This is a genomic window from Cutibacterium avidum 44067, assembly GCF_000367205.1.
In the GTDB taxonomy this organism is placed as follows: Bacteria; Actinomycetota; Actinomycetes; order Propionibacteriales; family Propionibacteriaceae; genus Cutibacterium; species Cutibacterium avidum.
The window spans coordinates 1,884,230-1,898,871 of the sequence record NC_021064.1; the positions used below are offsets into that span (position 1 = coordinate 1,884,230).

Here is a 14,642-nt window from a genome sequence, read left to right on the forward strand (position 1 = left end):
TGGTATTGTTTGCGTTGTCCCTCTGGGGCCAAGTTAATGGAATTGGCTCATGCTTGGACAACGGCTCCAGTGAGGCTGTGAAATGTCAAAGAAAATAATGATCATCTTGATTGTCGAAGTCATCCTCTTGGCAGTGATGTGCTGGTGGTACGACGCCACGATCATTGCAGGGCTCAAGTGCAGGGGTCCGCTGTGGGAGCAGCCCTGAACCCCAGCTTGTAGGCCGGTGCGATGACGCCCACCGGTCCGTGGGCCACACCCACACGAAGGGCGGCTCACGGCTCAGCCACAAGGTGCACCAGCCGACAAGGCAAAACACTCCTTTCAGCCAGCCTCTTGCCACCATCGCGGGCAATGTCCCTTATGATCGACACCAGATCCTCGCAATACTCGCGGGGATCCCGGCGGCACCCTTGGTCGTCGGTTTTCCACAACGGATCGTCGGGCACGTACCTGCCCGTGGAAAGGATTAACGGTTATGGCAACCGTGCAGTACAAGGAGGCGACTCGGGTTTACCCGGGCACCGATCGCGCAGCCGTCAGCAAGCTCAACCTGGAGATCGGCGATGGTGAGTTCATGGTCCTCGTCGGACCGTCTGGCTGTGGTAAGTCCACCTCCCTGCGAATGCTGGCCGGCCTCGAAGAGGTCAACGCCGGTTCCATCTGGATCGGAGACCGCGACGTCACCGATCTGCCCCCGAAGGACCGTGACATCGCCATGGTCTTCCAGAACTACGCCCTGTACCCCCACATGACCGTGGCCGACAACATGGGCTTCGCCCTCAAGATGCAGAACGTGCCGAAGGCTGAGCGTCAGCAGCGCGTTCTCGAGGCTGCCAAGCTCCTCGGTCTCGAGGACTTCCTCAACCGCAAGCCGAAGGCTCTCTCCGGTGGCCAGCGTCAGCGTGTCGCCATGGGTCGCGCCATCGTTCGTAACCCTCAGGTCTTCCTCATGGACGAGCCGCTGTCGAACCTCGACGCCAAGCTCCGTGTCCAGACCCGTACCCAGATCGCTGCCCTGCAGCAGCGCCTCGGTGTCACCACCGTCTACGTGACCCACGACCAGGTCGAGGCCATGACGATGGGCGACCGCGTTGCCGTCATGAAGGACGGCATCCTGCAGCAGGTCGACTCCCCGCTGGCCCTCTACGACACCCCGAAGAACCTCTTCGTCGCCGGCTTCATCGGCTCCCCCGCCATGAACCTCATGGAGGGCGATGTCGTCGATGGTGGCGTCAAGCTCGGTGACTACGTCGTTCCGGTTTCCCGCGAGGTCCTGGCCAAGGCCCCGAACGAGACCAAGCTCACCCTCGGCATCCGTCCAGAGGCCTTCACCCTCGCCAGCGAGGGCGTCGGACTCGACGTTGCCGTCGTCGAGGAGCTCGGCGCTGACGCCTACCTCTACGGATCCCTCGTCGGCTCCGGCAAGGAGGCCTCGATCGAGGACGGAGAGGCCCACCAGGTCGTCGCTCGTATCTCGTCGCGTCGTCCTCCGCAGCGCGGCGAGCAGGTGCGCCTGGGTGTCGACCCAGCCGCCGTCCACGTCTTCAGTCAGGAGACCACCGAGCGCATTTCCTGATCCTCGGTTCCCACGAACGCTATGAGGCCCCCGGTTCTTCCGGGGGCCTCGTCGTTTTCTGTGGATCCAGTTCCGGCGCGGTTCCAGCTCGACGTCACTCCTCCATGCGCTCGACTTTGGAGACGACGACATCCACCTTCCCCGGGACGCGTCCGGACTGGGTAATGGCCATGGCAATCCGGCGACGAAGATCTTGGGTGAGCCGCACGATAGGCACCGTCAGATCGACAGTGACCTCAATTCCCACGTCGGTATGCCCATCCTCCTCACTCACTCGGATTGCGCAGCGATCGTCGGATGTGCCGACCCGACGCCACCACGGCCGGACGAGTCGAGTCACGCCGGGGGTGTTGAGAACAGTGGTGACGATGACCCCTTCCAGATCATCACTGGTTTCGTCGCCCGTCAGGACAGTTCCGGAGACGACAACGTCGTTTTCGGGCTCAGACATGGATGTCCTCCACAATGATGTCAATGGCTTCCGGGCGTCCGCCCAGCTGAAGATACATTTCCGACGCCACCTGCTGACGCACATGGTCGGCGCATTCCGGGATCCGAACACCTTGGGCAACCGACAGGTCAATGCGCAGTCTCAACGGGGCATGGGGCACCGAGAAACGGACTCGGCTCAACCTGTCATCTTCGCATTCAGCCAGGGTCTCGCGCACGATGGTGGTCAGCACGGTCTCCCTGACCTCAATGTCGCCACCGTCGTCACTGACGATGCAATGACGCGGCGAGAGATCAGCGCTGTAGGACCTCCACACCGACGACAACTTCGGTGGATCGACGACGACCTTGGTCTTGGCGTCCTCGGCAACCGTGTCGTCACGCAGTTGACCGGCACGAACGGCCACGGTGCGCACCGCCTGGCAGGCTGGGCACTCGGCCTCGTGCTCGGTAGGAGGTTGTGTCGCGTTGTCCCAGACGTGGTTCATGTCCGCGCCACACGCGAGATTCACCTCCATGGTTCCATCTCCTCCGCAATGGTGGCCCTCGCCCGGGCCAAACGGCCACGGACAGTGGACACTGGTAATCCTTCAATTTCAGCAATCTCGGCGTATCCGAGACCGTCGATCTGGGCCATGGCCCAGATACGCCTCTGGTTGTCCGGCAGCCGGTCAACACTCGTCCTCAACGCCTTCATCGCGGCATCCCTGGTGTGTGCCCTTGCTGGGTCCTGAAGGGTGTCGATCCTCACCGGAACTTCTTCCGGTGCCACCGGGTCGGTTGCGCGTCGCCCGGCGGTCCGGATGACTTCCCGGCAACGATTCCGAGCAATGGTGTACATCCACGCCCTGAACCGGGACCTATCGTCGAGATCGGGCAGCTTCTGCCAGGCAGTCAGCAGAACGTCCTGGACGACGTCCTCCGCGTCAATCGTGGCCGGCAGGTGGTTGTGACAGAACCTCAGGAGCGGTCCGCCCCATGACTCAACAACGCGAGCGTATGCCGCAGCATCTCCGCCCTGAGCAGCACTTATGTCCGCAAAAACGATCTCGTCGCCGCCGTCACCTTCGACTCCGCTGACCATGGATTCGACGCTAGCAGCGGTCGAGGACAACTACTGAGTCCTCGACCGCTAGCGCGCAGCTCAGGCGAGCACCTTTCCGTCACGTGTCCGCGGCTTGGCCCGTTCGGGCTTCTCGTTGAGGAAGGTGGGCTTGGGCATCGGATTGGCGGGGAGGTTGTCTCCGGACTCGTCGACATTGGACACTTCGGTCACGCCGACGTGACTCACACCCGTTCCGGTGACGTGTGCCCCCGTCCGCAACTTCGTTCCGAAACGGATCAGCTTGGCATCCAGAGCGGTCTCGACGTCGCGAGCCACCTCGGACTCCAGCCAATTGACGAGCTTTCGCACGTCAGCGCGGTCGTCAAGGTCAATCTGAACCATCATCTCGGGAGCAACATGGGCTCCGAAGAACCTGACATTGGCACTGCTGACCCCGGGGAATTCCTCGATCTGCTCCTCGATGGCTCGTCCCAGAGCATCGGTGGACAGAACCGTGGATCCATGGTTCGTCTCGTGGCTGATGCTGTAGCTGTGAGCGCGATTACTCGACGAGAACTGCCGAAGCAGCCAGATCAGCCCAATCACGGCAGCCAGGACGCCCACGATGAGCAGGGCCCAGGAGGCGTAATCCGTGCGCCATGCCTTCGGCACGTCGGCAATGGGCGCGTCGGGTACAGGTTGCCACCATCCCCACGACGAGGCGACGTCGAACCGCACCAGCATGAACCACGCGACCACCAGCAACAAGATGATCCCGACGACGGCAAGTCGTGTTCTGTTTGCGCGGCCCCTCATCGCAACCTCACTTTCACGTTCAGGGACTGTTCCAGGCCAAGCGAGTCGACGCGATCAGCAATCCTCCTGGTGAGCTGTTCCCGCATCACCTCAGGATCATTGACGTCGGTCTCGACGTCGATCTTGAGCGCATTGCCGCGACGCCTCACCGACGAAGATGCGACACCGTCCTCCTCGTCAAGCCAACGAGAAAGCCAGCCCGCCAGGTCGGAGTTGTCCATGACGATCTCGCGGTCGTCCGGGGCACCTTCAGCCGGCTTGAGGAAGACACCAGAAGTGCGTCCCGGCTTGAAAGCCCAGATCACCAGCAGCAGGGCGATGACGCCGATGACGATGGCAACCGTCAGCGCGGTGTCGTTGAGCCATGAGGCGGTGGTCATGTGACCACGGCCCCAGCCCAACCACTGTGGCAAGGATCCGTGCTGGAGACGGTGAACGGCAGCGATGATGGCCACCACTCCGGCTGCCACCAGCAGGACACCGAGGATCACCACCGGGGTCGTCCGGGAGGGACGACGAACGAGTGGCGGAGACATGTATTGATGACTCATCTCAGTTCAGCTCCTTCGTCGTCGATGCCTTGTTGACAACTCGGCTCACCAGAATGTCGATGGTGCCGATCTCAACCCCGGACAGTTTCGGAACCTGTTCGGTCAAACGGGCTCTCAGGTCGTCGCACTGAGCCTGGATGGGGGCGGGATAGCTGATGGCAACCTCCACCTCGAGATCAGCAGTACGACCGGTGAGAACCGCACTCACCTTCGGGCCTCGGTCGAAGTCGGCACGCGACCCCGATCCGAACAACGACGAGGTGGGAGCCCCAAAACCCTCGCTCTGGGCCGCCACGCGGGCAGCCACCTTCTCGACAACCGCCGTGGACACCGTCAAGGTTCCACGGCCGGCCTTCTCACGGTTGTGGACCGCCAGCGACGGCACCGAACGTACGCGGGTGGTGCCGACAGACATCAACGGTTCCGCTGACTTGGCTTGCCGAAGATGTCGTGCACGTCGAGCTGACCGTCAATGATCCGCCCCACGATCAGGCCGAGCAGGCCCAGTACCAGCACGACGATGGCCTGCCACACGCCAACGCAGACCGCGATGACGCCCAGCAGCAGACCGACGAGTGCTCCGATGCGCGATGCATTCATACTGCGACCTTTCAGGAGAGCTCGGTGTTCTTATGCTGAGGGACAACCTGGGTCTGCTGGTCCTCGTCGTCCTCATCGTCGCCCTGGATGTACACATCGGTGACCTGGACGTTGACCTCGACGACCTCGAGGCCGGTGCCGTACTCGACAGCGTCAATGATGGTCTCGCGGAGCTTGTTGGCGACCTCGACGACCGAGTAGCCGTAATCGATGACGACGGAGAGATCGATGGCGCACTGACGCTCACCCTTCTCAACCTGAACGCCATTGGAGACGTTGGTGGTGGAGCCCGGGATGCGGTCAGTGATGGAGCTCAGCATGCGACGTCCGGTGGAGCCCATGGCGTGAACGCCAGGAACCTCACGGCACGCAATACCGGCGATCTTCTGGACGACCTGCTCGGCAATAAGGGTCGAGCCGTGGTCGGTGTGCAGCGGCGACGGGGCCACGGCCTCCTTGGTGGTGTCCGGCAGATTCTCGGTCTTGGTCTCGTCAGTCTTGACGGAAGCAGTCTTGTTGTCAGCCATGTCGGCTCATCTCCATTCGATCTGTGGCGACTTTCACATGTTCAGATGTTCGGCGAGCCGAATCGTCACGCCGAATCCGAGAATTGGGCGAAAAAAATATCCTGTGCGTCCTCGGCTACCCTCGAAACCACCCGATGACAGGAGGGACCATGCCGACGTCCACCACCATGCAGGGATTGACGACCGGGCTGTGTTCGGATCACGCCCACTCCAGCGTCACCCCTCCCGCCTTCCTCTCCTCGAACTACTTCTACGACACCTTCGGGGAGCGCCCAACCTTCGACTACGGCCGCGGAGGCAACCCCACCCGAGCCCTGCTTGCCGACGCCCTCACGACCCTCGAGGCTGGCACGGGGGCGGTCGTCACCTCGTCGGGAATGTCGGCCATCATGGTGGTGCTGCAGGCCTTCGTGCCGGTTGGCGGCCACGTCATCGCGCCGCACGATTGTTACGGCGGTACCTGGCGCATCCTCGACACCTGGGCCACTGCCGGACGTCTGACGGTCGACTGGGTCGACGAGACCGACCTTGACGCCCTGCGCACCGCCCTGGAATCCCCCACCGACCTACTCCTGGTGGAGACCCCGTCCAACCCACTGCTGCGCATCACCGACATCGCTGCCGCGGCTGAGCTGGCTCATTCCTCGGAGGGCGAGCGCACTGTCGTGGCCGTCGACAACACCTTCTGCTCGCCAATCCTGCAGCAGCCGCTGAATCTCGGGGCAGACCTCGTCATCGCTTCCGACACCAAGTTCCTCAACGGCCACTCCGATGTCATCGGCGGCTCCGTCGTCGCCGCTGTCCCGGAGGACGTCGACCTGATGGCCTTCCACGCCAACATGCTGGGGGTGACGGCATCTCCGCTGGAATCCTGGCTGACGCTGCGTGGCCTCCGCACCCTCAGGGTGAGGATGAAGGCCCACTGCACCAACGCTGCCCGGATGGTCGAAATCCTTTCCTCCCACGCTGCCGTCGCGGCGGTGCACTGGCCTGGGCTGCCCGATCACCCCGGTCACGACCTGGCCGCCCGTCAGCAGAAGGACTTCGGATCCCTGCTCAGCTTTGAGCTGGCCGGCGGACTACCCGCTGTCGAGGCATTCATGACCGGAGTGGAAGGATTCATCCTCGCCGAGTCCCTGGGAGGTGTGGAATCCCTGGTCTGCCATCCTGCGACGATGACCCATGCGGCCATGAGCCAGGAGGCCCGGGACGCCGCTGGGGTCAATGACTCCATGATCCGGATGAGTCCAGGAATCGACCCCGTCGATGACCTCGCCACCTGCCTGAACGAAGCTCTCGACCGAGCCGCTGCCGTCTGAGTCCTCGAGTACTCAATGACCTGCTGACTAGGACCCACGCCCATGAACAGGTCATTGGGGTGGCAGACTGTCCCCCGTGACCCGTTTCCTCAGCGCGAAGCCCGACTCCCGCCTGCTTCCGTTGCCGTGGAGCACACCGCTGGCACAGTGGCCGCAGGAGCTCCTGGTCGCGCTACCCCGAGGCATCTCCCGCCACGTGGTGCGATTCATCACCGTTGGCGACGACGTCTATGCCGCAAAGGAGGTCGTCGAGCACCTGGCGATCCACGAGTACCGGCTGCTGCACGACCTCATGCGTCTGGACACCCCGTCCGTCGAGCCCATCGGAGTCATCACCGACCGTTACTCCACCGATGGGGAACCACTCGAACCGATCATCCTCACCCGCCACCTGCGGTTCTCACTGCCGTACCGGTCCCTGTTCCATTCCGGTGTGCGTCAGGGGACCGTCATGCGGCTGCTCGACGCCCTCGTCGTCCTGTTGGTACGGCTGCACCTGGTGGGATTCCTCTGGGGAGACATCTCGCTGTCGAACGTACTGTTCCGACGCGACGCCGAGGCCTTCGCGGCCTATCTGGTCGACGCCGAGACCGGCGAGCTCCATGACTGCCTCACCACCGGACAGCGGGAACACGATCTGCAGATCGCCCGCACCAACCTTTACGGCGAGTTCCTCGACCTGGAGGAGGGTGACATGCTCGACGCCGCCCTCGATCCGCTGGGCCTGGTGACGACGATCGAGGACCGGTACCACGAGCTGTGGAACGAGCTCACCGCTGCCGAGGAGTACGCCGGCGGTGACTACTCCCAGGTGGAGTCGCGGGTGCGTCGTCTCAATGCCCTGGGTTTCGACGTCGCCGAGTTGGACATCCAGACCTCGTCGGACGGTCAGCGGCTGCGCATCCAGCCCAAGGTCGTCGACGCCGGGCACCACCAGCGCCGTCTGCTGCGTCTGACTGGTCTGGACACCGAGGAGTTCCAGGCGCGACGTCTCCTCAACGACCTCGACACCTTCCGGGCCCGCAATGGCCTGCAGGGAGTTGACGAGGCGGTGGCTGCCCATCGCTGGCTCACCGAGCGCTTCGAGCCCGTCGTCCAGCAGATTCCCCCGGAACTGTCCCGCAAGCGCGAGCTCGCGCAGTTCTACCACGAGGTGCTCGACTACCGCTGGTACGAGTCCCAGCGCCAGCAGCGCGAGGTTCCGCACATCGAGGCGGCCCAGGGATATGTTCGCGACATCCTGGCCCAGCTTCCTGACGAGGCCATAAGTGCGGAATCGGTTGTCTCCGTCGACGGATCGCAACCACGCAGCGGTCACGAGCTGATCAATGTGTACGACCCGTCCCTGGGATATGTCGAGGACGAGGAGGATGACGCCCCCTACGACCCGTGGGAGGCCAATGCCGAATCCGTAGACGTGGAATCGGCCTCTCGTCTCGACATCGACGCCTTGCGCGCCCGCGGGAAGGGCTAGGAAAACCTCGTCACTCCGAGGACTTCGGCGGTATCGGCACCGTGAACGACCCACCCTTGGAAGATCCGCTGCTGAACGATCCCCACTGCGTGGGAGCTGCTGCCACCGAAGGGCCGGCCTCAGGCCGGGTCCTGGGCTCTTCAGCGTCCTTGTCAGGACGCGATCCGGGGACGACCGGCTTGATGGATTCACCCATCGCGGCCTCCAGGGCCCGGGAGATGGGGCTGGACGACGGCTTGTGCTTGCGAATCTCGGCCATGCGGCCATGGTAGGCGATATGTCGGGGTCCCCCGGTAGCCTTGAGGCGTGACGTTCAAGCTCTACAACACCGCTACCCATGGCATCGAGACCTTCGAACCCCTGCACGAGGGTCAGGTGTCGATCTACCACTGTGGCATGACGGTGCAGTCCAGTCCGCACCTGGGCCACATCCGCAAGGAGGTCGTCTTCGACGTCCTGCGGCGCTGGCTGGAGTGTTCTGGCTACCAGGTGACAGTCGTCGCCAACGTCACCGATATTGACGACAAGATCCTCGCCAAGTCCGCTGCTGCCGGCGTGCCCTGGTGGGCCCACGCCTACCACTACGAGAACGAGCTGCACGCGGCCTACAAGGCTCTGGGATGTCGTCCGCCGTCCTACGAGCCGCGCGCCACCGGCCACATCCCGGAGATGATCGAGCTCATCAGAAACCTCATCGAGAAGGGCCACGCCTACCCCGCCCCGGACGGCTCCGGTGACGTCTACTTCGACGTCCGGTCCTGGCCGCGGTACGGGGAGCTGTCCGGGATGCGCGTCGACGAGATGGCCCCGGCCGAGGACTCCGACCCGCGTGGCAAGCGTGACCCACGCGACTTCGCGCTGTGGAAGGGGCACAAGGATGATGAACCGGAGACGGCATCCTGGGCCTCCCCCTGGGGACGTGGTCGCCCCGGTTGGCACCTGGAGTGCTCGGCCATGTCCGGGAAGTACCTGGGTGATGCCTTCGACATCCATGGCGGCGGCATCGACCTGCGATTCCCCCACCACGAGAACGAGTTGGCGCAGTCGGCGGCGACCGGACGTGCGTTTGCCCATTACTGGATGCACAACGCCTGGGTGACGATGTCCGGGGAGAAGATGAGCAAGTCCCTGGGCAATACCGCCCAGGTGACCGAGGTCACCAAGACCTACAGCCCACGAGCCGTCAGGTACTTCCTGCTCGCCCCCCACTACCGCTCCATGATCGAGTTCAGCCCGTCCGACGAGGACACCAAGGGATCCCTCGACGAGGCCACCAAGGCCATCGAGCGCATTGATTCCTTCCTGGATCGCGCCCGCGACCTCGTCGGCGAGGAGGCCGCGCCGTCGAAGGATCTGCCGGAGGCCTTCGTCACAGCGATGGACGATGACCTGGGAACCCCGCAAGCGGTTGCGGCCCTCTTCAGCGAGATCACCGAGGGCAACAAGTCCGTCTCGGCTCGCGATGTCGACGCCACCCGCGAGCACATGGCTCGGGTACGTGCCATGCTCACGGTCTTCGGGCTCGATCCGCAGGCCCCGGAATGGGCGGATACCGCCGGAAACGAGGCCCGTCTCGAACCAGTCGTCGACGGCTTGGTCCAAGCCATGCTTGATCAGCGTGCCGAGGCCCGTTCCCGCAAGGACTGGGCGACTGCCGACGCGATTCGTGACACCTTGACCAACCTCGGACTGACGATCGAGGACACCCCCACCGGCGCCCACTGGTCGCTGAGCTGACGAGGAGACCGACATGGCAGGAAATTCCAGGCGCCGCGGCGCAGGACACAAGGGCAAGAGTTCCGCTTCCGGGTCCGGTGGCCGAGGTCGCAGGGGCCTCAAGGGCCGCGGCCCCACCCCCAAGGCCGAGGATCGCACTTACCACAAGGCGTACAAGGCCAAGCAGGAGAAGCTGGCTCGCGGCGGCAACCGCAAGCCAGCCGAGAAGCAGGCCAAGGGCGCCGGCCCGGAGTGGGTGATCGGTCGTAATCCGGTGCTGGAGGCCCTGCACGCCGGTCTTCCGGTGCGCACCGCCTACGTCGCGGAAGGAGCCGAGCACGACTCCCGGCTGCGAGAGATCCTCTCCTTCGCCGCTGACCACGGCATCGTGTTGATGCAGGCCACTCGTGGTGAGCTCGACCGCATGACGGGTGGGTCCAATCACCAGGGTGTGGCCCTGCGCCTTCCCGAGTACGAGTACGCCACGGTCGACGACATCATCGATGCCGGCGCCCAGGCCTATCGCGGCGGTCTCGTCGTAGCGCTGGACAAGATCACCGATCCACGCAACCTGGGAGCGATCATCCGCTCGGCTGCCGCTTTCGGCGCCCAGGGCGTGCTCATCCCGTCTCGCCGCTCGGCCTCGATGACCGCTGCGGCGTGGAAGACCTCCGCCGGGGCTGCCGCACGCATCCCGGTGGCGATGGCGTCGAACCTCAACCAGGCCCTCGGCAAGTTCGCCGAGGCCGGCTGGATGATCGTCGGGCTGGCTGGCGAGGCCGACTCCGACATCGCTGCCGCTCCCGGTCTGGATGGTCCACTGGTGCTCGTCGTCGGTTCCGAGGGCGAGGGCTTGGCCCGCCTCACCCGGCAGTCCTGTGACGTGCTGGCGTCGATCCCGATCAGTAGTGACGTCGAGTCCCTCAACGCCTCGGTGGCAGCATCGATCGCGCTGTACGAGGCGTCAAGGGTGCGCGGGAGTGCGTCTGAAAGCTGAAGGAGTCAGACGCCATTCCACGGGAAACCGTGGCAAGTCCTCGAGACCATCGGTGCTTCAGGGATAGTTAACTGACAAACCCCCAACGTCGGAGATCACAAGTGAGCAACGAAGCACTCGACAAAGTCCTGGCGAATCTCGTCATCCCGGTGGTCGTCATCCATGACGCCGCCACCACCCCGGCCGTCACCGACGGTCTCGTCGACGGCGGGCTCCCCGTCGCCGAGGTGACCTTCCGCACCGACGCCGCACCCGCCGCCATCGAGTCGATGGCCGAGGACGGGCACGTCATGGTCGGAGCCGGAACCGTCATCAATGCCCGTCAGGTCGACGAGGCGGTGAGCGCGGGAGCGACCTTCGTCGTCTCTCCCGGCCTGTCCCGTGAGGTCGTCGACCGCTGCCGACAGCATGACATCCCGATCCTGCCGGGAGTCATCACCCCCACCGAGATCATGGCCGGTGTCGACATGGGGCTGGACACCTTCAAGTTCTTTCCGGCCGGAAACTTCGGCGGTGCCGCCACGATTGCTTCCCTGGGCGGCCCCTCCCGAACCTACGTTTTGTCCCCACTGGCGGAGTCAAGCCGCACAACCTGGCGGACTTCCTCTCCCGTCCCAACATCCCTGCGGTCGGTGGCACCTGGCTCACCCCGGCCGACGCCGTCGCCGCCCGGGACAGTCAAACCATCGCCAACTTGTCACGCGAGGCCGCCCGCAGTGCCCACAGCATCCTCGAGGAGCAGTCATGAGCATCACACTTCGTGCCGCAGACCAGTGCCGTTACGACATCGTCTCCCTCGGCGAGGTGATGCTCCGCCTCGATCCGGGTGAGCGTCGCATCCGCACCGCCACGTCCTTCGATGTCTGGGAGGGCGGCGGCGAGTACAACGTCGGCCGTGGCCTGTCCCGGGTCTTCGGCAAGCGTGCCGCCGTCATCACCGGTCTCGTCGACGACCCAGTCGGCCACCTCGTCGGCGACCGCATCACCGCCGGCGGAGTCGACGACCAGTTCATCACCTGGGTGCCTTCCGACGGAGTCGGTCGCACGGTGCACACCGGACTCAACTTCACCGAGCGTGGCTTCGGTGTTCGCGGGGCCGTCGGCGTCTCGGACCGCGGCCACACCGCTGCCAGCCAGCTGCGCGCCAAGGACATTGACCTCGACCGCCTCTTCGGGGAATTGGGAGTGCGCTGGCTGCACACCGGCGGCATCTACACCGCCCTGTCGGAGACCAGTGCCCAGACTGCCAAGGCCGTCATGGAGGCCGCCCACGCCAACGGGACGATCATCTCCTACGACCTCAACTACCGGCCCAGCCTGTGGAAGTCGATCGGCGGTCAGGAGGAAGCCCGCCGCGTCAACCGCGAGCTGGCCAGCCTGGTCAACGTCATGATCGGCAACGAGGAGGACTTCACGGCCTGCCTCGGCTTCGAGGTCGAGGGGAACGATGAGAACCTCTCCAACCTCGACGTCGATTCCTACGCCAACATGATCGACAAGGTGGTCGAGGAGTTCTCGAACATCTCCGTCGTCGCCACCACTCTGCGTCAGGTGCGCACTGCCAGCCGCAACGACTGGTCGGCCATCGCGTGGTCGAAGGACACCGGCCTGGTGCGCTCGATCGAACGTCCCGACCTGGAGATCCTCGACCGCGTTGGCGGCGGCGACTCCTTCGCTGCTGGCCTGGTGGCCGGAATCATGGAGACCGGAGACCTGCAGAAGGCCGTCGAGTGGGGGGCTGCCCACGGCGCTCTGGCCATGACCACCCCTGGCGACACCTCCATGGCCACCCGTTCCGAGGTGGAGAACCTCGCTGCCGGAGGTTCTGCCCGAGCGAAGCGCTGAATGGCACCGGGACTCATATCGGACGGCGAGCCCAAGGGGCTCGCCGTTCTTTTTGGCCCCCAGCCACGAGTAGGTCCTGGGACGGGTAGATTCGTGCTCACCATCCCGTCATGACAGGAGCCATCCGTGAGTGAGCCCAGTGCCGTCGATCCCACAGCCCGCGACATCGCCGAGAAGCTGGCCCCGGCTTACCGCACCATGCTCAACGCGATCGCACAAGTTGAGCCCCGGATTGCGGAGGCCACCCGAGCCGAACTGACCGACCAGCGTCATTCCCTCAAGCTCATCGCTTCCGAGAACTACGCATCCCTGCCCGTCCTTGCGACCATGGGTACCTGGTTCTCCGACAAGTACGCCGAGGGTACCGCCGGTCACCGCTTCTACGCCGGCTGCCAGAACGTCGACACCGTTGAGGCGATTGCTGCCGAGCACGCCTGCGCCCTCTTCGGCGCTGAGCATGCCTACGTGCAGCCGCACTCCGGTATTGACGCCAACCTCACTGCCTACTGGACGATCCTCGCCCATCACGTCGAGACCCCAGCCCTCGAGGAGTTCGGAGCGCGCACCGTCAACGACCTCACCCAGGCCGACTGGGACACCCTGCGCCACCGCTTCAACGACCAGCGCGCCATCGGCATGAGCCTGGACACCGGCGGCCACCTCACCCACGGTTTCCGTCCGAACATCTCGGGCAAGATGTTCGACCAGCGCTCCTACGGAACGGACCCGCAGACCGGTCTGCTCGATTACGACAAGGTCGCCGAGCTGGCACGCGAGTTCAGGCCCCTCGTCGTCGTCGCCGGGTACTCCGCCTACCCGCGCCGGGTGAACTTCGCGAAGATGCGCGAGATCGCCGACGAGGTCGGAGCCGTCCTCATGGTCGACATGGCTCACTTCGCCGGCCTGGTGGCCGGCAAGGTATTCACCGGTGACGAGGACCCGGTCCCCCACGCTCAAGTGGTGACGACGACGACCCACAAGTCCCTGCGCGGCCCACGTGGTGGCATGGTGCTGACGACCAAGGAGTATGCCGCCGACGTCGATCGTGGCTGCCCGATGGTCCTCGGTGGCCCGCTCTCCCACGTCATGGCAGCCAAGGCCGTCGCCCTGGCCGAAGCTCGCACCCAGGCGTTCCGCGACTACGCCCAGCGTGTCGCCGACAATGCCAAGGCCCTGGCTGAAGGACTCATGAAGCGCGGCGTCAAACTCGTCACCGACGGCACTGACAACCACATCAACCTGCTCGACGTCACCACGAGCTTCGGACTGACCGGTCGGCAGGCCGAAGCTGCCCTGCTGGATTCCGGCGTCGTGACCAACCGTAACTCCATCCCGGCCGACCCGAATGGCGCCTGGTACACCTCGGGCGTGCGCATCGGCACCCCGGCCCTGACCTCGCGTGGGTTCGGGGCCGATGAGTTCGATCAGGTTGCTGAGCTCATCGTCACCGCTCTAAAGGCCACTACCCCGGTGACGGCTTCCAACGGCAAACCGGGCAAGGCTAAGTACCAGATCGCCGATGGAGTGGCCCAGAAGGTCCATGATGCCGCCGACGAGCTGCTCGGGAGCTTCCCGCTCTATCCGGGGCTGGATCTGGCCTGAGGGTTTTGATGTCCTCTCGCCGGAGTTCTTTTGGCAGAATCCCCCAACGGAGTTTCCACACAATGTGATATTGATCTCTCGACGGCCCGTGTTCCACGAGAAGAACACGGGCCGTCGTTCT

At 64.4% G+C, this 14,642-nt stretch carries 16 protein-coding genes and 1 pseudogene; 8 read left to right on the top strand and 9 right to left on the bottom strand.

Annotation, left to right across the window (positions count from 1 at the left end; genetic code table 11):
- Nucleotides 1-478 precede the first annotated feature (478 nt).
- A complete protein-coding gene (locus PALO_RS08685) occupies nucleotides 479-1,579 on the top strand; it encodes an ABC transporter ATP-binding protein (RefSeq protein WP_004810655.1) in 1,101 nt (366 codons plus the stop codon).
- Between the two features lie 94 nt (nucleotides 1,580-1,673).
- Here PALO_RS08685 and PALO_RS08690 read toward each other — a convergent pair whose 3' ends face one another.
- From PALO_RS08690 to PALO_RS08725, 8 genes are read right to left on the bottom strand one after another with little or no spacing between them, the layout of a single operon-like run.
- A complete protein-coding gene (locus PALO_RS08690; protein ID WP_015583242.1) occupies nucleotides 1,674-2,030 on the bottom strand; it encodes a hypothetical protein in 357 nt (118 codons plus the stop codon).
- Nucleotides 2,023-2,547 carry an Asp23/Gls24 family envelope stress response protein gene (locus PALO_RS08695; RefSeq protein WP_015583243.1) on the bottom strand — a complete coding sequence of 175 codons (525 nt, stop codon included), beginning with the start codon at nucleotides 2,545-2,547 and terminating at the stop codon, nucleotides 2,023-2,025. The genes PALO_RS08690 and PALO_RS08695 overlap by 8 nt, the downstream gene beginning before the upstream one ends.
- The gene (locus PALO_RS08700) at nucleotides 2,538-3,113 is read right to left on the bottom strand and encodes an RNA polymerase sigma factor (RefSeq protein ID WP_015583244.1); all 576 of its coding nucleotides are present in this window, start codon (nucleotides 3,111-3,113) and stop codon (nucleotides 2,538-2,540) included. Before PALO_RS08700 ends, PALO_RS08695 begins: the two co-directional genes overlap by 10 nt.
- A gap of 60 nt (nucleotides 3,114-3,173) precedes the next feature.
- Nucleotides 3,174-3,890: an alkaline shock response membrane anchor protein AmaP gene (gene amaP / locus PALO_RS08705; RefSeq protein WP_015583245.1), complete on the bottom strand. Its 717-nt coding sequence runs from the start codon at nucleotides 3,888-3,890 to the stop codon at nucleotides 3,174-3,176.
- A complete protein-coding gene (locus PALO_RS08710) occupies nucleotides 3,887-4,441 on the bottom strand; it encodes a DUF6286 domain-containing protein (protein WP_015583246.1) in 555 nt (184 codons plus the stop codon). The genes amaP and PALO_RS08710 overlap by 4 nt, the downstream gene beginning before the upstream one ends.
- Before the next feature lies 1 nt (nucleotide 4,442).
- Nucleotides 4,443-4,856 (bottom strand): Asp23/Gls24 family envelope stress response protein, encoded by a 414-nt coding sequence (locus PALO_RS08715; protein ID WP_015583247.1) that lies wholly within the window; start codon nucleotides 4,854-4,856, stop codon nucleotides 4,443-4,445.
- Nucleotides 4,856-5,041, bottom strand: a complete 186-nt coding sequence (locus PALO_RS08720) for a DUF2273 domain-containing protein (protein ID WP_004810640.1) — start codon at nucleotides 5,039-5,041, stop codon at nucleotides 4,856-4,858. Before PALO_RS08720 ends, PALO_RS08715 begins: the two co-directional genes overlap by 1 nt.
- Before the next feature lie 11 nt (nucleotides 5,042-5,052).
- A complete protein-coding gene (locus PALO_RS08725) occupies nucleotides 5,053-5,568 on the bottom strand; it encodes an Asp23/Gls24 family envelope stress response protein (protein WP_004810639.1) in 516 nt (171 codons plus the stop codon).
- Nucleotides 5,569-5,717: 149 nt separating this feature from the next.
- Here PALO_RS08725 and PALO_RS08730 point away from each other — a divergent pair, with 149 nt between their 5' ends.
- Nucleotides 5,718-6,887, top strand: a complete 1,170-nt coding sequence (locus tag PALO_RS08730) for a trans-sulfuration enzyme family protein (RefSeq protein ID WP_015583248.1) — start codon at nucleotides 5,718-5,720, stop codon at nucleotides 6,885-6,887.
- Nucleotides 6,888-6,963: 76 nt separating this feature from the next.
- The gene (locus PALO_RS08735) at nucleotides 6,964-8,361 is read left to right on the top strand and encodes a DUF4032 domain-containing protein (protein ID WP_015583249.1); all 1,398 of its coding nucleotides are present in this window, start codon (nucleotides 6,964-6,966) and stop codon (nucleotides 8,359-8,361) included.
- Nucleotides 8,362-8,371: 10 nt separating this feature from the next.
- Here the strand turns inward: PALO_RS08735 and PALO_RS08740 are convergent, their stop codons facing one another.
- Nucleotides 8,372-8,620 (bottom strand): hypothetical protein, encoded by a 249-nt coding sequence (locus PALO_RS08740; RefSeq protein WP_004810633.1) that lies wholly within the window; start codon nucleotides 8,618-8,620, stop codon nucleotides 8,372-8,374.
- Between the two features lie 47 nt (nucleotides 8,621-8,667).
- On the opposite strand from PALO_RS08740, the gene cysS reads away from it, so the two are divergent.
- The 5 genes and pseudogenes from cysS to PALO_RS08765 all read left to right on the top strand — a co-directional run bounded on the left by cysS (nucleotide 8,668) and on the right by PALO_RS08765 (nucleotide 14,521).
- Nucleotides 8,668-10,098: a cysteine--tRNA ligase gene (gene cysS / locus PALO_RS08745; protein WP_015583250.1), complete on the top strand. Its 1,431-nt coding sequence runs from the start codon at nucleotides 8,668-8,670 to the stop codon at nucleotides 10,096-10,098.
- Nucleotides 10,099-10,111: 13 nt separating this feature from the next.
- Nucleotides 10,112-11,074, top strand: a complete 963-nt coding sequence (gene rlmB / locus PALO_RS08750) for a 23S rRNA (guanosine(2251)-2'-O)-methyltransferase RlmB (RefSeq protein ID WP_004810631.1) — start codon at nucleotides 10,112-10,114, stop codon at nucleotides 11,072-11,074.
- Between the two features lie 101 nt (nucleotides 11,075-11,175).
- A pseudogene (gene eda, locus PALO_RS12070) lies at nucleotides 11,176-11,822 on the top strand (bifunctional 4-hydroxy-2-oxoglutarate aldolase/2-dehydro-3-deoxy-phosphogluconate aldolase).
- Nucleotides 11,819-12,919 carry a sugar kinase gene (locus PALO_RS08760; RefSeq protein ID WP_015583252.1) on the top strand — a complete coding sequence of 367 codons (1,101 nt, stop codon included), beginning with the start codon at nucleotides 11,819-11,821 and terminating at the stop codon, nucleotides 12,917-12,919. Before eda ends, PALO_RS08760 begins: the two are co-directional and overlap by 4 nt.
- A gap of 126 nt (nucleotides 12,920-13,045) precedes the next feature.
- Entirely contained in the window at nucleotides 13,046-14,521 is a 1,476-nt protein-coding gene (locus PALO_RS08765) for a glycine hydroxymethyltransferase (protein WP_004810625.1), read from the top strand.
- The last annotated feature ends 121 nt before the right edge of the window (nucleotides 14,522-14,642 follow it).